The sequence below is a fragment of the Variovorax sp. GW821-FHT09D04 genome, from assembly GCF_059416405.1.
Genome location: NZ_JBWKPA010000002.1, coordinates 689,188 through 707,427, shown reverse-complemented (window position 1 = coordinate 707,427; position 18,240 = coordinate 689,188). Strand labels below are relative to the sequence as shown.

The 18,240-nt window shown below is 70.3% G+C and carries 16 protein-coding genes; 12 read left to right on the top strand and 4 right to left on the bottom strand.

All coding sequences use genetic code 11. The annotated features are described in order from the left end of the window. Positions 1-16: 16 nt before the first annotated feature. Genes AC07O4_RS09520 through creD form a run of 3 tightly spaced genes read right to left on the bottom strand, consistent with a single transcriptional unit; the run spans position 17 to position 5,197 of the window. A complete protein-coding gene (locus AC07O4_RS09520; protein ID WP_062473814.1) occupies positions 17-2,410 on the bottom strand; it encodes a penicillin-binding protein 1A in 2,394 nt (797 codons plus the stop codon). Between the two features lie 10 nt (positions 2,411-2,420). After that, positions 2,421-3,713: a glycoside hydrolase family 3 N-terminal domain-containing protein gene (locus tag AC07O4_RS09515; protein WP_495304370.1), complete on the bottom strand. Its 1,293-nt coding sequence runs from the start codon at positions 3,711-3,713 to the stop codon at positions 2,421-2,423. Next, positions 3,710-5,197: a cell envelope integrity protein CreD gene (gene creD / locus AC07O4_RS09510; RefSeq protein ID WP_495304369.1), complete on the bottom strand. Its 1,488-nt coding sequence runs from the start codon at positions 5,195-5,197 to the stop codon at positions 3,710-3,712. Before creD ends, AC07O4_RS09515 begins: the two co-directional genes overlap by 4 nt. Positions 5,198-5,413: 216 nt before the next feature. Between creD and AC07O4_RS09505 the strand changes: the two genes are divergently transcribed. From AC07O4_RS09505 to AC07O4_RS09470, 8 genes are all read left to right on the top strand, one after another. Continuing rightward, positions 5,414-7,474 carry a VIT and vWA domain-containing protein gene (locus AC07O4_RS09505; RefSeq protein ID WP_495304368.1) on the top strand — a complete coding sequence of 687 codons (2,061 nt, stop codon included), beginning with the start codon at positions 5,414-5,416 and terminating at the stop codon, positions 7,472-7,474. A gap of 15 nt (positions 7,475-7,489) precedes the next feature. Continuing rightward, positions 7,490-8,422 (top strand): exosortase Q, encoded by a 933-nt coding sequence (gene xrtQ / locus AC07O4_RS09500; protein ID WP_495304367.1) that lies wholly within the window; start codon positions 7,490-7,492, stop codon positions 8,420-8,422. Beyond that, a complete protein-coding gene (locus AC07O4_RS09495; RefSeq protein ID WP_495304366.1) occupies positions 8,403-8,972 on the top strand; it encodes a hypothetical protein in 570 nt (189 codons plus the stop codon). The genes xrtQ and AC07O4_RS09495 overlap by 20 nt, the downstream gene beginning before the upstream one ends. A gap of 13 nt (positions 8,973-8,985) precedes the next feature. Continuing rightward, positions 8,986-10,254 (top strand): biosynthetic peptidoglycan transglycosylase, encoded by a 1,269-nt coding sequence (locus AC07O4_RS09490; RefSeq protein WP_495304365.1) that lies wholly within the window; start codon positions 8,986-8,988, stop codon positions 10,252-10,254. After that, positions 10,251-11,015, top strand: coding sequence for a GNAT family N-acetyltransferase (locus tag AC07O4_RS09485; RefSeq protein ID WP_495304364.1), 765 nt, complete (start codon positions 10,251-10,253; stop codon positions 11,013-11,015). The genes AC07O4_RS09490 and AC07O4_RS09485 overlap by 4 nt, the downstream gene beginning before the upstream one ends. A 71-nt stretch (positions 11,016-11,086) precedes the next feature. Further along, positions 11,087-11,980 carry a pirin family protein gene (locus AC07O4_RS09480; RefSeq protein ID WP_062480448.1) on the top strand — a complete coding sequence of 298 codons (894 nt, stop codon included), beginning with the start codon at positions 11,087-11,089 and terminating at the stop codon, positions 11,978-11,980. An 86-nt stretch (positions 11,981-12,066) separates the two neighbouring features. Continuing rightward, positions 12,067-13,140 carry a flavodoxin family protein gene (locus tag AC07O4_RS09475; RefSeq protein ID WP_062480439.1) on the top strand — a complete coding sequence of 358 codons (1,074 nt, stop codon included), beginning with the start codon at positions 12,067-12,069 and terminating at the stop codon, positions 13,138-13,140. 149 nt (positions 13,141-13,289) lie between these two features. Continuing rightward, positions 13,290-13,868, top strand: coding sequence for a Spy/CpxP family protein refolding chaperone (locus AC07O4_RS09470; protein WP_369630747.1), 579 nt, complete (start codon positions 13,290-13,292; stop codon positions 13,866-13,868). A 99-nt stretch (positions 13,869-13,967) separates the two neighbouring features. Here AC07O4_RS09470 and AC07O4_RS09465 read toward each other — a convergent pair whose 3' ends face one another. Continuing rightward, entirely contained in the window at positions 13,968-14,342 is a 375-nt protein-coding gene (locus AC07O4_RS09465) for a serine/threonine protein kinase (RefSeq protein WP_240531255.1), read from the bottom strand. Between the two features lie 210 nt (positions 14,343-14,552). On the opposite strand from AC07O4_RS09465, the gene AC07O4_RS09460 reads away from it, so the two are divergent. The 4 genes from AC07O4_RS09460 to AC07O4_RS09445 all read left to right on the top strand — a co-directional run bounded on the left by AC07O4_RS09460 (position 14,553) and on the right by AC07O4_RS09445 (position 18,234). After that, on the top strand, positions 14,553-15,350 hold the full coding sequence (locus tag AC07O4_RS09460) for an endonuclease/exonuclease/phosphatase family protein (protein WP_062480435.1): 798 nt from the start codon (positions 14,553-14,555) through the stop codon (positions 15,348-15,350). Between the two features lie 14 nt (positions 15,351-15,364). Continuing rightward, positions 15,365-16,642, top strand: a complete 1,278-nt coding sequence (clsB, locus tag AC07O4_RS09455) for a cardiolipin synthase ClsB (RefSeq protein ID WP_095948531.1) — start codon at positions 15,365-15,367, stop codon at positions 16,640-16,642. Further along, entirely contained in the window at positions 16,639-17,616 is a 978-nt protein-coding gene (locus tag AC07O4_RS09450) for a lysylphosphatidylglycerol synthase domain-containing protein (protein ID WP_495304363.1), read from the top strand. The genes clsB and AC07O4_RS09450 overlap by 4 nt, the downstream gene beginning before the upstream one ends. A gap of 117 nt (positions 17,617-17,733) precedes the next feature. Next, a complete protein-coding gene (locus AC07O4_RS09445) occupies positions 17,734-18,234 on the top strand; it encodes a polyhydroxyalkanoate granule-associated phasin (RefSeq protein ID WP_307695328.1) in 501 nt (166 codons plus the stop codon). The last annotated feature ends 6 nt before the right edge of the window (positions 18,235-18,240 follow it).

The window sequence follows — 18,240 nt, the reverse complement described above, 5'->3', positions numbered from 1 at the left end:
GTGATCTCGCCGCTGGCTAGCGGAAGAAATCAAGAATGCGGTTGCGTTCCTCGGGCGGTGGCGGCGCACCGACCGGCGCGCCCGTCAGCACCTCCACCGGTTGGATCGGCTGCTCGGCGCTTTCCAGGCCCAGGCTCGCCACGTTGTGGCCCGGCGTGAAGTCGTCGAAGTACCACTCGCCGTCGATGCTCACCACGCCGGGCGGTTCGGCCGGCAGGGTCACGGGCACGCCGCGCAGCGCTGACTGCATGTAGCCGATCCAGATCGGCAGGCTCAGGCTGCCGCCGGTCTCGCCGCGCACGCCGAGCTGGCGCGGCGTGTCGTAGCCGACCCAGGCGATGCCCACGCGCGTGGGCTGGAAGCCCGCGAACCAGGTGTCGAAGGAGTCGTTGGTGGTGCCGGTCTTGCCGTACAGGTCGTCGCGCTTGAGCGCCTGGTAGGCCTTGAAGCCGGAGCCGCCCTTGACCACGCTCTGCAGCAGCGATTCCATGATGAAGGCGTTGCGCGCGGGAATGGCGCGGCGGCTTTCGTCGAGCACCGGGGGCTCGGTTTCCATCAGCACCTTGTCCTTGAGGTCGGTCACGCGGGTCACGAGGTACGGGTTCACGCGGTAGCCGCCGTTGGCGAACACCGAATAGCCCACGGCCATCTGCATCGGCGTGACCGAGCCGGCGCCCAGGCCCATCGGCAGGTTGGCCGGGTGCTTGTCCTTGTCGAAGCCGAACTTGGTGACCCAGTCTTGCGCGTAGGGCGCGCCGATCGACTGCAGCACGCGCAGCGTGACCAGGTTCTTCGACTTCATGAGCGCGTTGCGCAGCGGCATCGGGCCTTCGAAGCCGCCGTCGAAGTTCTTCGGGTCCCAGGGCTGGCCGCCGTTGGCGGCGGCGTCGAACACCAGCGGTGCGTCGTTCACCACGGTGGCGGGCGTGAAGCCCTTTTCGAGCGCGGCCGAGTAGATGAAGGGCTTGAAGCTCGAGCCCGGCTGGCGCCAGGCCTGCGACACGTGGTTGAACTTGTTCTTGCCGAAGTCGAAGCCGCCGACCAGCGCCGTGATGGCGCCCGTGCGCGGGTCCATGCCGATGAAGGCGCCCTCCACTTCGGGCAGCTGCGTGATTTCCCAGGTGTTCTTGGGCGTCTTCGCGACGCGGATCACGGCGCCGCGGCGGATCTTGATGTTGGGCGGCGCCTTCGCGGCCAGGCCGGACTGCGCGGGCTTGAGGCCCTCGCCCGAGATCTCGAAGGCTTCGCCGTTGGCGCGCACCGCGGTCACTTCCTTGGCGCTGGCTTCCAGCACCACGGCCGAGATCACGTCGCCGTTGTCGGGGTGCTCGGCCAGGGCTTCGTCCACCGCCTCGTCGATTTCCTTCTGGCCGCTGGCCGGCAGGTCGACGAACTTCTCGGGGCCGCGGTACACCTGACGGCGCTCGTAATCCATGATGCCCTTGCGCAGCGACTTGTACGCCGCGGCCTGGTCGGCCGCCACCAGCGAGGTGTAGACCTTCATGCCGCTGGTGTAGATGCTGTCGCCGTACTGCGCGTACATCATCTGGCGCACGGTCTCGGCCACGTACTCGGCGTGCAGGCGGTTCGGGTCGGCGGCGTCGCGCAGGTGCAGTTCTTCCTTCTTGGCTTCGGCCGCCTGTTCGGCGGTGATGAAGCCGGTCTCGTGCATGCGGTCGATCACGTAGAGCTGGCGCGCCCGCGCGCGGCGCGGGTTGGCCACGGGGTTGTTGGCGCCGGGCGCCTTCGGCAGGCCGGCCAGCATGGCGGCCTCGGCGATGGTCACCTGCTGCAGCGGCTTGCCGAAGTAGGCCTCGGAGGCGGCGGCGAAGCCGTAGGCGCGGTTGCCCAGGTAGATCTGGTTCAGGTAGATCTCCAGGATCTGGTCCTTGCTCAGCTGCTGCTCGAGCCGGAAGGCCAGCACGATCTCCGAGGCCTTGCGGCTGAGCGTGCGCTCCGAGCTCAGGTAGACGTTGCGCGCCACCTGCATCGTGATGGTCGAGGCGCCCTGCTTGCGCCCGCCCTTGAAGCTGGCCACGGCCGCGCGCGCGAAGCCCTTGTAGTCCACGCCGCCGTGGTCGTAGAAGCGCGCGTCTTCCACGGCCAGCACGGCGTCTTTCATGACCTTCGGAATGTTTGCGAAGGGCGTGAGGTTGCGACGCTCCTCGCCGAATTCGCCGATCAGCGAACCCTCGGCCGTGTACACCCGCAGCGGCAGCTTGGGCCGGTAGTCGGCCAGCTCGGAAATGTCGGGCAGCTTCGGGTAGATGGCGACCACCCCCACGATGGCGGCGCCCAGCAGTGCAACGGCGCCGGCACCGGCCGCGATGGCGCTCCAGCCGGCGATGCGTTTCCACGGGAGCTGGCGCAGCGCACCGGCGGGTTGGGAAGGGCGAGGTTCTTGGGACATGGGATGGGGGCTAGCGAAGAGGTTGGAGCCGTGGCGCGCGCGGGCGTTCCGTCACCCGGGGATCGAGCGCGCCGCGCCGCACGCCTTCCAGCGCGCAGTGCATGGCATCGAAATACTTGTCGTGGTCGTAGGCGATGAGCAGCAGGTCCACCCCGGCGTCGAGTGCGCCCAGCGTGGCGTTGCAAAGACCTCGGTTGTAGGCCCCGCCCATCGTGAGGTCGTCGGTGACGAGCAGGCCCTGAAAGCCCCATTCGCCTCGAATCACCTGCCGCACGATTTTGCGTGAGAAAGAGACCGGCGCGTCCGCGTCGAGTTCCCCGAGGATGACATGGCCGAGCATGATCGCGGCATCCGAATGTTTCGACACGTCTTGAAACGGCTTCCAGTCGTGCGCGGCCAGCCGGGCCACGGGCGTGCGCAGTTCGGCACCCATGTGGTGCGTGTCCTCGGTCACGCCGGCCAGGCCGGGAAAGTGCTTGAGCGTGCCGCGCACGCCAGCCGATTCAAGGCCTTGCTCGTAAGCGAGCGCCACCTGCGCGGTGACGTCGGGGTCGCTGGAAATGGCGCGTTCCTCGATGCGGGTGTGCAGGTCCCAGCGGCCCGGGGCGCGGCCGGGGCGCAGGTCGACCACCGGGCTGAAGTTCAGCGTGATGCCCAGCGCGGCGAGCGCCCCGCCCTGCTGCGCGCCGTAGGCGCGGGCACGTTGCAACAGTTCGTGTGCGGGCACGTCGGCCTCCAGCAAGCTGGCGAGTGCCGGCTGGCGGGGCACCATCGGCGACAGGCGCGAGACGCCGCCGCCCTCCTGGTCGGTCGCCACCACCAGCGGCGGCAGGCCGGCCGCCAGCCGCAGCGCCTGCAGGCTGGCGATTTCGGCGCGCAGGGTGTCGGCGCTGCGGCCCTTCACATTGCGGCCGGTGACGAAGATGCCGCCGATCAGGCCCCGGCGGGCCAGCTCGCGCAGGTCGTTCGCGTCGTCGTAGCCGACGATGAAGCGCGCACCCAGTGCCTGCGCCACCGGGCCCGAAGCCGCGCTCACTTCCAGCCGGTGCTGGCGCGAGGCCAGTTCGTGGCCCAGCGCCGTCAGCGTCGCGCCCACCGTCAGAGCCAGCGCCACGACACGGCGCGCGCCGCGCGCGCTGCGCCAGGCGATCGCGGCGGCGGCGCACAGCGCGGCGAGCAGCAGCGGCAGCTCCTCCTCGCGCAGGAAGCGCAAGTGCGGGTCCTTCAGGTGCCAGGCCCAGGCGCACAGCACGGCCAGCAGCAGCCAGCCGAGCACGCCGGGGATGGCGCGCAGCAGCCTCATGCGTCCACCGTGGCTGCCGGGGTGGACGGGACGGGGTCGCTGCGGCGCGACAGCGCATACCAGTCGACCTTGCGCGTCACGAGCATCAGCGCGGCCAGCATGCCGAAGATCAGCAGCGCGCCCAGCAGCAGCGCATTGCTTTCCGAGGCCAGCAGGCCGTAGAGCGCGCCGTACAGCAGCGCCACGAAGGCGGCGAATGACAGGCCGCGGCGCCAGCCTTCGAGCACCGCGCTGAAGTACACGGCCAGCAGCGCCACGCTGGCACCGGCCGCGCCCGCGTAGGCCATCCAGAAGGCGAACTTCTCCGACAGCGCGAGCAGCAACAGGAAGAACAGCGCGATCGACAGGCCCACCAGCCCGTACTGCACCGGGTGCAGGCGCAGCTTGCGGAACAGCTCGAACATGAAGGCCGCCATCAGCACCAGGCCGATGAAGAGCGCGCCGTACTTGCCGGCCCGCGTGCTCATCGAATACACGTTGACGGGCTGTGCGAGCGACACGTCGAAGGTCTGCAGCGGGCCCGAGGCATGGCGCGACATCGACGCCGAGGGCGCCGTGCGCACGACGGCCGCCGCGGCGTTCTGCGCGGCATCGCCTTCACCGCCCCACAGGCCGGCGCGCACCTGCTCGCGCGCCGTGGTCACGAGCGAGGACACGCGCCAGTGTGCGTCGAAGCCCTGCGGCGTCACCTCGCGCTGCGTGGCCAGGAAGCGACCGCCGAAGCTGGGGTGCGCCCACGGCGAACGCAGGTGCGCGGTGGTTTCCTCGGCGATCGGCACCATCGAGAGCGTGTCCTGGCCCACCAGCGAGAGCTTCATGTCGAAGGCCAGCGGCTTGCCCGTCTGCCAGGCGGCGAGCGCGGCGCCCGTGAGCGGCGCGTGGATGCCGTCGGCGTACGTGGCGTTGTCGGGCAGGCCGGGCACGCGCTGGCGAAAGCGCAGCGCCTCGCCGTTGACGGTGAGCGCGGGCGAGCCGTCGAGGCCGCGCAGGTCGCTCACGTGGAAGGCGACGAACGGCGGGCGGAACTCGATCGACGAACCGCTTTCGCTGTGCGGCACGGCCTGCGGGTCGAAGCCCGCGAAGCCGCCGCCGAGCGCGGCCGTGAGCGTGTAGAACGGAATGCGGAAGATGCCGCGGTAGCGCTCCTGCGGCGCCATGTCGCCCTCGATGTGCAGCTTGTCGGGGAACACGGCGTGCACCATCTCCTTGCTCTGCGGGGCCTGCCCGATCACCTTGCCCTGCGCGTCGCGCAGCGGCTCCATCCAGCGCTCCACGTACGGCACCAGCAGCAGCGGGCCGACCATGGCCTGCGGCCCGGCATAAGACTCGGCGAGCTCGCGCGCGGCCTCCTGCTGGCTTTCGCCGCGGGCGCGGTTCAGGTCGTCGGTCCGTGCCAGCGGAATGCACAGCACCAGCAGCAGGAAGAACAGGCCGGCCACCTTGACCAGCACCGACGCCTGCAGGGCCTTCAACAGTTGAAGCATGGGTTTCTCCCCTCTTTTCCGGGTTTTTTCGTGATGAGGCGCCGATGCTCTCCGGCCGATCCGAAGGCCGTATGAAGCCGCTGCGCCGCGCACTTCACACAGACTTCACACAGCGGTGCCTGCGGGGGTTGCGACTTCAACGCGCCTTCCAACTGCCTTCTCGCACGCTCACGACAGTGAGGGCTGTGCAAGTTCGCACGCAGAAGGACACCCGCCATGGACACCCCCACCACCCCACGCCCCGGCCGTTGGCTCTGGCTCGCCACCGTGAGCCTGGCCACCGTGGGTTTCATCGCCATGGGCGCCCGCCCGGTCCACGCGCAGGAAGCGCCCGCCGGTCCGCGCCTGAAGACCGAGAGCCCGTATTTCTTCGTCAAGAGCGATGACCCCTCGGTCGACCGCCTGCCGCTGAAGGGCACCGAGGTCTCGGTCAAGATTTCGGGTGTGATCGCCGACGTCACGGTCACCCAGACCTACCGCAACGAAGGCCAGCGCGCCATCGAGGCGAAGTACGTGTTCCCCGGTTCCACCAAGGCGGCGGTGAGCGGCCTCAACGTGCGCCTGGCCGACCGCCTGATCACGGCGCAGATCCGCGAGAAGCAGCAGGCCAAGATCGAATACGACACCGCCAAGAAGGAAGGCAAGACCGCCGCGCTGCTCGAGCAGCACCTGCCCAACGTGTTCCAGATGAACGTCGCCAACATCCTGCCGGGCGACGACGTGAAGGTGGAGCTGCGCTACACCGAGCTGCTGGTGCCGCAGTCGGGCAACTACCAGTTCGTGTTCCCGACCGTGGTCGGGCCGCGCTACAACTCGCCGCAGTCGGAGAACGCCAAGGCCTCATGGCCGGCGCAGCCCACGCTGCGCGCCGGCGTGGCACCGAGCACCAGCTTCAAGCTCACGGCAAGCATCGACACGCCGATGGGCCTGAAGGAAATCCGCTCCGCCACGCACACCATCGACGTGAAGAAGCGCGACGAAGACCAGCACGCCGACATCGCGCTCAGCGCCGACGGCCGCCCCGCCGACAACCGCGACTTCGTGCTCGACTACCGCCTGGCGGGTGAAAAGATCGAATCGGGCCTCATGCTCTACAAGGGCCAGGGAGAGAACGCAGAAAACTTCTTCCTCGCCATGGTCGAGCCGCCCAAGGCCGTGACCGCCAGCGCCATCTCGCCGCGCGACTACATCTTCGTGGTCGACATCTCGGGTTCGATGCACGGCTTTCCGCTGGACACCGCCAAGACCGTGCTGGAACGCCTGATCGGCGGCCTGCGCCCCAGCGACACCTTCAACGTGCTGCTGTTCTCGGGCAGCAACAAGATGCTGTCGCCGCAGTCGGTGCCGGCCACGCGCGCCAACATCGAACAGGCGCTCGCCACCATCAAGAACTACAGCGGCAGCGGCAGCACCGAGCTGATCCCCGCGCTCAAGCGCGTGTACGCCGAACCCAAGGCCGCGAACGTGTCGCGCACCGTGGTGGTGGTGACCGACGGCTACGTGACGGTCGAGCGCGAGGCCTTCGAGCTGGTGCGCAACAACCTCTCCAAGGCCAACGTGTTCGCCTTCGGCATCGGCTCGTCGGTGAACCGCAGCCTCATGGAAGGCATCGCGCGCGCCGGCATGGGCGAGCCCTTCATCATCACCGACCCGGTGCAGGCACCCGAGCAGGCCGCGCGCTTTCGCCGCATGGTGGAGTCGCCCGTGCTCACCAACGTGAAGGCCACCTTCGGCGGCCTGGACGTGTACGACGTGGAGCCGCAGGCGCTGCCCGACGTGCTGGGCGAGCGCCCGGTGATCGTGTTCGGCAAGTGGCGCGGTGAGCCCAAGGGCCGCGTGATCATCGAAGGCCAGGCCGCCACCGGCCCCTACCGCGAGGAAGTGCGCATCACGCCGCAGACGCGCCAGGACACCGCCGCGCTGCGCACGCTGTGGGCACGCCACCGCATCCAGAGCCTGAGCGACCAGGAAGCGCTCGAAGGCAGCGCCGCCTTCAAGGACCGCATCACCGAGCTGGGCCTGAAGTACAGCCTGCTCACGCAGTACACCAGCTTCATCGCGGTGGACAAGGTGGTGCGCAACGTCGCGCCGCAGAACAGCGTGGACGTGAACCAGCCGCTGCCGATGCCGCAGGGCGTGAGCGACCTGGCGCTGGGCGCCGAGGTGCCGAGCACGCCGGAGCCGGAAACGCTGGGCGCGATCGCCGTCGTGCTGTCGATGCTGGCCATGCTGCGCCGCCGCGCGCGCCGCAACGACCCGCGCCGCTTCACCGCCTGAACAGGACGCACGACCATGTCTCTGGCAACCCTGGCCCACCAACATCCGCGCGTCGTGGACTGGGCCATCCGCATCGACCGCACGCCGGCCTTCGGCTGGCTCGCGCTGCAGTGCGCCGCGCTCGCACCCACCTGGGCCTGGATGGCGCGACGCCTGCAGGACGGTTCCGACGATCCGCTGGGCCTCGTGGCGCTGGTCGCCCTGGCGGCGCTCGCCTGGCAGTGCCGGCGCGAGCTGCGCGCCTCGCCGCGCCTGGGCTGGCTGGCGCTGGCCGGCGCCGGCACCGTGCTCGCCACGCTGCTGCGCACGGGGCTCGGTGGCCTGCCCGCGCTGCCGCCGCTGGCCTCGGGCCTGGTGGCGGTGCTGTCGCTCGCGGCCGGGCTGCTGGCCTTCGTGCCGCGCGGCGTGGCGGCGCTGCCGGTGGCCGGGCTGTCGGTGCTGGCGCTGCCGTTGCTGTCGTCGCTGCAGTTCTACGCCGGCTACCCGCTGCGCGTGGTGACGGCCGAGGCCAGCCGCTGGCTGCTCGCGCCCGGCTTCGAGGTGGCGCGCGAAGGCGCGACGCTGATGGTCGACGGGCGCCTGGTGATCGTCGACGCGCCCTGCTCGGGCGTGCAGATGGTGTGGCTGGGCTACTTCACGGCCTGCGCGGTCGCGCTGTGGGCGCGGCGCAGCGACCGCGCCTTCCTGCGCCGCCTGCCGGCCGTCGGCCTGCTGGTGCTGGCCGGCAACATCGTGCGCAACAGCGTGCTGATCGCCTGCGAAGGCGCCGGCCATGCGCTCGCGCCCTGGGCGCACAACGCGCTGGGGCTGGTGCTGCTGGCCGTGGTGTGCGGCGCCATCGCGCGCCTGATGGTGCCGGCGCGCGCCGCGCCGCGCATCGAACTCGACCGCCCGCTGCCGGGCCTGATCACCGCCGAAGGAGGCCGCCGTGTCGATACCGTTCGTTGAGTGCTGGTTCGCCAACCATTTCATCAACCGCGTGGGCCACAAGAGCGCCTTCGCGCTGGCGATGCTGCTGTGCGTGCTCTGGTCGGCCGCGGCGGCGCTGCGCGCGCCGGTGGCCGAAGCCGACGCGGTGGGCGCCCACGAATGGCCCAGCCAGTGGGACGGCGTGCCGCTGCGCCCGCTGGCGCTGAGCGAGGTCGAGCAGCGCTTTGCCGATCGCTTCCCGGGCGCCATCGGCCGCATGACCGACGGCCAGCAGACGCTGGTGATGCGCGCCGTGAACCGGCCCACGCGCATGCTGCATCCGGCCGCCGACTGCTACCGCGCGCTGGGCTACCGCATCGAGCAGGCGCGGCTGGAACGCGACGCGCAGGCGCGGATGTGGCGCTGTTTTGTGGCGCAACGGCACGGTACGGCAAATTTCCGCGTCTGCGAGCGCATCGTCGACGCCCAAGGCACGGCTTTCACCGACACTTCGGCTTGGTACTGGGCGGCGGCCAGCGGCCAGTCGCACGGTCCGTGGCAAGCTGTCACCGTGGCAAGACCGATGTGATGAGAACGTGTTTGTGAAGAAGACCCTGCGATTCGTGCTTTTCGGGCTGCTGGCCCTCGTCCTGACCGCCCTGGTGGCCATCTTCCTGATCGCCAAGATCGCCCTTGCGCCGGCGGCGGGCGAATGGAGCACCACGGTAAAGGCCGGCCCGCTCTCGTTCGAGATCGGCGTGCCCACCGCGGTGCGCCTGGCCACCTCGTCCTGGTTCGCGCCGCGGCTGAACGGCCACGCGCTCGACACCCGCTTCGGCACCGTGCATTTCACCTGGGACGAGAAAACCGGCCAGCAGCAGATGCGCTGCGCGCCGTGCAGCGCCGACGTGCCTGCGCTCGGCACGCAGCCCATCAAGGTCGAGCGGCTGGTGGCCACCGTGCGGCGCGACGGCAACACGCTGGCCGGCACCTTCGAGGCCACGCCCCAGGCGGCCGACAGCAACGCCCTGCTGCAGGGCACCTGGACCGGCCGCCTCGCGCCGAAGAACCTGCAGCTCGACGTTCGCGTGCAGGACGCGCCCATCGCCCGCTGGTATGCCGTGCTGGTGCCGGCGCTGCCCGAGCTGCAACGCGCCCGCATCGGCGGCACGCTGGCGGTGCAGGCGCAGCTGCTGCTGCCCGACGCCACCTTCGCGGTGCAGCCGGCCATCGGCCAGTTCACGGTCGAAGGGCTGGGCACCGAGGCCATGCTGGGCGCGCGCACCAGCTGCGGCCCGTCGGCCAAGCTGGCCAATGACAGCTGGCTGGCGCGCGCCGTCATCGCGGCGGAAGACCAGCGCTTCTTCAGCCACGCCGGCTACGACCTGACCGAGATCCTCGCCTCGATCGACCACAACCAGAAGCCCGGCCAGACCCGGCGCGGGGGCAGCACGCTCACGCAGCAGCTGGCCAAGCTGCTGGTCACCGGCAGCGACCGCACGGCCGAGCGCAAGCTGCGCGAGCTGCTCTATGCGGTCGAGATGGAGCAGACGCTGGGCAAGGCCCGCATCCTGCAGCTGTACCTCGACAACGCGCCCTGGGGCGGCAACCTCTGCGGCGGCGAGGCCGCGGCGCGGCGCTACTTCAAGCGCAGCGCGCGCACGCTCGAACCGGCGCAGGCCGTCTGGCTTGCGGCCATGCTGCACAAGCCGCAGGCCGTGCTCGAGCAATGGCGACGCGACGGCCACATCGACGCCGACCGCACCAAGTGGGTGGCCGAGAGCGTGCGCGGCATCAGCCGCAACCAGCGCGAGGCGCTGCTCAAGAGCGTGGCCGCGGCCAAATACGCGCCGCCGGAAGCCGTGCAATGAGCATTGGCCCTCACGACATCGAGGCCATCGAACGTGCCACTGTCGCGGCGGTGGCGCCCGAGGCCTGCGAGGAACTCGACGGCTGGCTGCTGCCCTTCGACCGCGGCACCGTCAAGCGCGCCCGCTCGGCCGTGCCGCTGCACCGCGACCCGGTGGAAGCCGCCACGCTCGACCGCATCGAAGACCGCTGCGACAGCCGCCAGGTCGCGCCCGCGCTGCGGCTGGCCGACGCCGCCTGCTTCGACACGCTGCGCGCCGAACTCGCGCGCCGGCACTACATGGCCGACAGCCCGACCTGCGTGCAGACCGGCTCGGCGCGGCGCATGCGCGACCTCGTCGCGGCGGACGTGCGGCTGGCCGACGTCGACGCGACGCCCGATCCGGACTGGGCCGCGCTGTTCCTGGGCGAAGGCTTCGACCCGGTCGACGGCGTGCACCGCGTGCGTTCGCTGTCGCGCGCCACGGGCTCGCTCTTTGCCAGCGTGCGCGAAAACGGCGCCACCGTGGCGGCCGGCGCCATGGCCTTCGGCCACGGCTGGGCCAGCGTGCACGGCATGCGCACCGAACAGTCGCAGCGCGGGCGCGGCCTGGCCGGGCGCGTGCTCGCCGGCCTGGCGCAGGCGGCGCTGGCGCGCGGCGTCGAACGGGTGTTCCTGCAGGTCGATGCGCAGAACCAGCCGGCGCTGGCGCTGTACCGCCGCGCGGGCTTCGAGACGCGCTGGCAGTACTGCTACTGGCAGCGCCAGCAGTGGCCGCGCTGAGCTGAACGGCTCCGGGCGGCGGGCACCCCCACCGGTGGCGCGGTCGGGGCTTTGGTGCCACCATGGGCGGCATGACGAACGTTCATGCCCACCACCACCCCACCGATCCCGTCGCCACCCCGCGCGGCATCGACCACATCGTGGCCGGTGTTTCCACCAGTGACGGCGACGGCGTCAAACTCACCCGCGTGCTGCAGCAGCCGCTGCAGAAGCGGCTCGACCCCTACCTGATGCTCGATGCCTTCGGCAGCGACAACCCGGGCGACTACATCGGCGGCTTTCCGAACCACCCGCACCGGGGCTTCGAGACGGTCACCTACATGATCGCTGGGCGCATGCGCCACCGCGACAGCGCGGGCCACGAAGGCCTGCTCGAGAACGGCGGCGTGCAGTGGATGACGGCCGGCCGCGGCCTCGTGCACAGCGAGCTGCCCGAGCAGGAAGAAGGCCTGATGGAAGGCTTTCAACTCTGGCTCAACCTGCCCGCCAAGGACAAGATGCGCGAGCCCTGGTACCGCGACATCCGCAGCAGCGAGATCCCCGAGTTCACCACCGCCAGCGGCGCGCACGTGCGCGTGATCGCCGGCACCAGCCACGGCGTCGTGGGCGCGGAGCAGCGCGCGCACACCCACCCGCTGTACCTGGACATCACGCTGCCGCCCGGCGCCGAGTTCGCGCAGCCGCTGCCGCCTGACCACAACGCGCTGGTCTACGTGTTCCGCGAATCGCTGTGGATCGCGGGCAGCGAGGTGCCGACGCGGCGCATGGCCATCCTGGCGAACGACCCCGGCAGCGACGGCACGGTGCTGCGCGCCGGCGCCAGCAACCACAGCCCGGCGCGCGCGTTGCTCATCGCGGGCCGTCCGCTGAACGAGCCGATTGCGCAGTACGGGCCTTTCGTGATGAACACGCCCGAGCAGATCAAGCAGGCGGTGCACGACTTCCAGAACGGCAAGCTCGGCTGAGCCCGAAGCCTCTGTAGTCGCTCGCCTACCGCAAGTCGGCGTCGCGTGCGGTTCGCGCCGGCCGGTGCGCGGCCTAGATTGCGGTCATGCCTCCCACGATACGCAAGGGACAGGCGCCGCCGATGCTGCAGCGCGCCGAGTTCCACGACCGCTTCATGCAGAGCTTCCACGACCCGGCGTTCCGGGCCGAGACCGAGGCGCTGCGGCGCCTGGAAGACATCGCCTGGCAAGCCTACGACGAAGGCCGCAAGGCGCCCGTGACGCGCCGCGCCGGGCCGGGCTATGCCGACCCCGACTACGAGCTCTCGGTCGACTGGCTCGACGCCCGAGCGCGCATCGACGCGGCGCAGGACGCGTGGGGCCGGCCCGAGACGCGCTCGCGCGTGCTGCTCGTCAACGGCTCGCCGCGCAACGACGGCACCTGCCCCGGCGAAATCTCCAAGACCTGGCGCCTCACGCAGTGCGCGCGCGAGGTGCTCGAAGGCGGCGGCATCGAGGTCGACGTGCTCGACCTGAGCCGGCTCACGTCGGACTACGGCCGCCACATTCACCCGTGCAAGGGCTGCGTCTCGACCGCGATGCCGCTGTGCCACTGGCCGTGCAGCTGCTACCCCAACCACGCGCTGCGCCAGACCGGCGACTGGATGAACGAGATCTACGAACGCTGGGTGGCCGCGCACGGCGTGATCGTGCTCACGCCCACGCACTGGTACCAGGCCGCGAGCCCGCTGAAGCTCATGATCGACCGCCTCGTGTGCGCGGACGGCGGCAATCCCGACCCCACCAGCACGCACGGCAAGAAGCCCGACGAGGCCAAGGCCCTGGAGCTCGAAGGCTGGGGCTACCCCAAGCACCTGGAAGGCCGCGTCTACGGCGTGGTGGTGCATGGCGACGTGGCCGGCCCCGAGGGCCTGCGCCGCAACCTCACGGACTGGCTCGACTGGATGGGCCTGGTCGACGCCGGCGCGCAGGCGCGGCTCGATCGCTACATCGGCTACTACGCGCCCTACGCCACCAGCCACGAGGCGCTGGACGCCGATGCCGACGTGCAGGAAGAGGTGCGCAACGTCGCGCGCGCCGTGGTGCTCGCGGTGGCCGCGCTGCGCGCCGGCAAGCTGCAAGCGCCCGACCGCGGGCTGAAGGCGCCCCGGCCCAAATAAGTCACGCTGCAGGCGGCAGGACCGCGCTGCGGTTCATGCTTCTTTACGCACGCTCACGTTCGGCTCACGGACGCGTTACAGAGGCGCTCCACACTTCGTCTCACCCGCTGCCCTTTGGTGGCGGACTTCTTCGAAAGGAAGCGACTCTCATGATCTCTCTTCGCCAACGCATCGTCTGGGCCAGCCTGCTGGGTTCGGCCGCCCTCGCCTCTTCGGGTGCCTTCGCTCAGGCGCCGGCTGCCACCACGCCGTCGACCGCCGCACCCACGGCTGCCACGGCCCCCGCCGATGCCACCGCCGCACCCAAGGCGCAGCACAAGCGCATGGACCCGGCCCAGCGCATGGAGCGCATGAAGGAGCACCGTGCCAAGCGCCTGGCCGCGCTGAAGGACAAGCTCAAGCTCACCAGCGCCCAGGAAGGCGCGTGGAGCAGCTTCACCGAGGCCAGCCAGCCGCCGGCCGGTGCTGCCCGCCCGCAGCGCATGGACCGCGCCGAGTTCGCCAAGCTGACCACGCCGCAGCGCCTGGAGCACATGCAGGCCCGCCAGGCCGAGCGCAGCGCCCGGTTCGCCAAGCGCGCCGAAGCGACCAAGACCTTCTACGCCGCGCTGACGCCCGAGCAGCAGAAGACCTTCGATGCCGAGACCGCGAAGTTCGCAGGCCACGGCCATCGCTTCCATCGCGGTGGGCATGAAGGCCACCATGGTGCAGCGCCTGCCAAGAGCTGACGACCGGGCGGCCGGCTGAAGGGAGCCGGCCTCCAGGAAAGGGCAGAAAAAAGCCCGCGATGCGCGAAGCATCGCGGGCTTTTTCGTGGGCGCGCGGTGTTACTGCGGCGTGCCCGTCTTCTCGGTCGGGTTGGTCGGCACCGCCGGGCGTTCGCCCGGCTGGCCGAAGCGCGGCTTCACGTGCTGCGTCTCGGCGCGCACCTCGGCGCGCGAGCGCTCGCCGGTGGGCGATGGCATCGCGTTGGGCTGGTGGTTCACGGTGGTGCTGGCTTCGCCCTTGGGTACCACGCTGTTGGCGTTGTTGCGGTTCTGCGCGCGGGCCTCGGCCTTCACGGCTTCGCGCGAGACGGGCATCGAGCTGTCGCCCGCCATCGGTTCGACGGGCGCCGGTTTCTGGGCCTGGGCGACGCCCGCGCCCAGCAGGGCGGCGAGCAGCGCGGTGGGGATCGTCAGGCGTTGCAGGGTGGTCATCATGGAAAGCTCCTTTGCAGATGGAAAAAGGCATAAAGCGCGAGCGCGTTGGCATCGGCTTTGAAACCACCGTAGGAGCCTCGTTTCGGGCGCTGTGTGGGGGTGTGGCAGGCCTGCCTGTAGGAGCCCGCCGCCCTTGCGTGAAAGGCACGCGAAGAAGGTGGCGCGTTCCTACAGTCGGCGCGGGCGCGGCCACGTACAACGGGAACACCGATGTCCTCCCCCATCACTTCCCCGCTGCCCGAGGCCGCTGTCGCCGCCGCACCGGCCTCGCTCAAGGTCATGACCGTGAACACCCACAAGGGCTTCACGGCGCTGAACCGTCGCTTCATCCTTCCGGAGCTGCGCGACGCGGTGCGCACCGTGGGCGCCGACGTGGTGTTTTTGCAGGAGGTGATGGGCACGCACGCGCGCCATTCGCGCACGGTGAACAACTGGCCGGAGGCGCCGCACTACGAATTCCTGGCCGACACCATGTGGCCGCAGTTCGCCTACGGGCGCAACGCGGTGTATCCGAAGGGGCACCACGGCAACGCCGTGTTGTCGAAGTTTCCGATCGTGCATTTCCGCAACCACGACGTGTCGGTGAGCGGCCCCGAGAAACGCGGCCTGCTGCACTGCGTGCTGCGCCTGCCCGGGCGCACGGTCGACGTGCATGCGATCTGCGCGCACCTCGGGCTGGCCGAGGCGCACCGCCAGCAGCAGTTGGAACTGCTGTGCCACATCGTGCGCGACGAGGTGCCGGCCGACGCGCCGCTGATCGTCGCGGGTGACTTCAACGACTGGCGCGCCCGCGCGCACGACGTGCTGGCCGAAGGCGCGTCGCTGCGCGAGGTGTTCGTGCATGCCCACGGCCGCGCCGCGCGCACCTTCCCGGCGCGCCTGCCGCTGCTGCCGCTGGACCGCATCTACGTGCGCAACGCGGGCGCGCACGCGCCCGTGGTGCTGCCGCGCCGGCCGTGGTCGCACCTGTCGGACCATGCCCCGCTGGTGGCGGACATCGACCTGTGAGCAGCGAGGTCCCCATGCGCGACACCCCCGAGCGCGCCGGCCACTGGACCGGCGGCAACCGCATCGACCTGCTGGAGAACGGCGAGGAATTCTTTCCGCGTGTGTTCGAGGCGATTGGCGCGGCGCGGCGCGAAGTGATCATCGAGACCTTCATCCTGTTCGAGGACAAGGTGGGCCTGGCGCTGCACGCGGCCATGCGCGCGGCGGCGCAGCGCGGCGTGAAGGTCGACCTGATGATCGACGGCTTCGGCTCGCCCGACCTCTCGCACGCGTACCTCGAGAGCCTGGCCACGGCCGGCGTCAAGGTGCGCGTGTTCGACCCCGGCCAGCGCTTCCTGGGCCAGCGGCTCAACGTGTTCCGCCGCATGCACCGCAAGATCGTGGTGGTCGACGGCGAACGCGCCTTCGTGGGCGGCATCAACTACTCCGAGGACCACCTGCTCGACTTCGGCCCCAAGGCCAAGCAGGACTACGCGGTCGAACTGGCGGGGCCGATCGTGGCCGAGATCCACCAGTTCGTGCTGCGCGCCATCGCGGTCGGCGGCAAGGGCGTGGGCTGGTTCCGGCGAAGGCTGAAACAGGCACCGCCTGCGTCGCAGCTGCAGGCCGCGGCGGGCGAGGCCGACGCGATCTTTGTCACGCGCGACAACCGCCGCCACACCAACGACATCGAGCGCCACTACCGCGCCGCGATCCGCGCCGCGCGCGAGCGCATCGTGATCGCCAACGCGTACTTCTTTCCGGGCTACCGGCTCATCAAGGAGCTGCGGCGCGCGGCGCGGCGCGGCGTCGACGTGCGGCTCATCCTGCAGGGCGAGCCCGACATGCCCATCGTGAAGACGGCCGCCGGCATGCTGTACCACCACCTGCTGCACGCGGGCGTGCGCATCTACGAGTACTGCGACCGCCCGCTGCACGGCAAGGTCGCGCTCATGGACGACCGCTGGAGCACGGTGGGCTCGAGCAACCTCGACCCGCTGAGCCTCTCGCTCAATCTCGAGGCCAACGTGGTCGTGCGCGACACCGCGTTCAACAAGGTGCTGTGGGAGCGCATGGACCATCTCATGCAGCACAGCTGCAAGCAGATCGGCACGCACGATCTGGCCAGCGAATGGAGCGGCTGGCGGCTGGTGCGCAGCTTCTTCGTCTTCCACTTCTTGCGCTGGTACCCGTCGTGGCTGAACCGCCTGCCGCGCCATGCGCCGCGCCTGACGCCGGCCGAGGCGACCGACCTCATGGCGCAGCAGAAGAAGCGCGGCGACGAGGGCACGGCGCGCACGGAGACGGCATGAGCGCATCCCTCGCCCTCACGCACCGGCCCTGGTGGCCGTGGGCGCGGCGCGTGGCGATCTGGGCCTTCTTCGGCGCCATCGCCTGGCTGCTGCTGAAGCAGGCGCGCACCATCGACTGGGCCGAGGTGTTCGCCGCACTGCGCGCATTGCCGGGCGCCACGCTGCTCGCGGCCGGCGCGCTGGCCGCCGCCAGCTTCGGGCTCTACAGCACTTACGACCTGCTCGGGCGCCACCTCACGAAGCACCGGCTCGGCGCGGGCACCGTGGTCGGCGTGACCTTCATCAGCTACGCCTTCAACCTCAACTTCGGCTCGCTGGTGGGCGGCGTGGCCTTCCGCTACCGGCTGTACTCGCGCCTGGGGCTGGGCAACGAGACCATCACGCGCGTGCTGGGCTTCAGCATGCTGACCAACTGGCTCGGCTACCTCGTGGTGGCCGGCGCCGCGTTCTGCTTCTGGCCGATGGCGCTGCCGCCCGACTGGAAGATCGACGGCGGTGGCCTGCGCATGCTCGGCGCGGTGCTGCTCATGGTGTCGCTGGCCTACCTGGCGCTGTGCGCGTTCTCCGATGGCCACGTCTGGCGCGTGCGCGGCCATGCGCTGCGCACGCCGAGCTTGCCGATGGCCTTGCTGCAGCTGGCGATGTCGTGCGTCAACTGGTCGCTCATCGGCGGCGTGATCTGGGTGCTGCTGCAGGGCGAGGTCGGATATCCGCAGGTGCTCGCGGTGCTGCTGGTCGCGGCCGTGGCGGGCGTGGTCACGCACGTGCCGGCGGGGCTCGGCGTGCTGGAGGCCGTGTTCGTCGCGCTGCTCGCGCACGAGGTGCCTAGCACCCGGCTGCTGGGGGCGCTGCTGGCCTACCGCGCGCTGTACTACCTGCTGCCGCTGGCCGTGGCGCTCGTTGCTTACCTCGTCACCGAGGCGCGTGCGCGGCGCTTGCGCGCAGATGCCGGCAACAACCACAACAAACGTTAAATATTGCCCGCAGAAAGCAATCGATCGGTGAAATGACGGTCAGGAATTGTTGCACTGCAACAATTTTCACTTTGCAGGCCTATAGTGGCCCTCTGTTCCCCTACGCGCCCTCTTCCCATGTCGTCCTTCAGTACCACCGCCCGCGTGGCCAGCCCGCTGATGCAATGGGTCGACCTGGCCCTCAAGACCCACGAGACCCTGCTGTCGTCCGGCACGGTGATCCGCATGCGCACCGAGCGCATCGCCAAAGCAGGGCTCACGCCCAGCGCGGCCGACCTTGCGGAATTCCAGTTGATGGGCCACGAAAAGCTCGCGGCAGCCAGCGAATCGGGCCTGGCGATGGCCAGGCAGTGGCACAGCAGCCAGGCCTCGCTGGCCCAGCGTGCATGGCAGCAGTGGCTGCAGGGCGCCACGGCGCTCTTCTCGCTGGCCGGCAGCTTCACGCCGGCGCAGGCGGCCACGCACGGCGATGCGCTCGTGCAGGCCACGGCGCGCGGTGCCAGCACGGCGGGTCAGCTCACGGGGGTGGCGGTGCGCATTGCGCGCGAAGGCCTCAAGCCGATCCACGCGGCCGCCACGTCGAACGCGCGGCGACTGCTGGCCGAACTGCAGGCCTGACGCCGC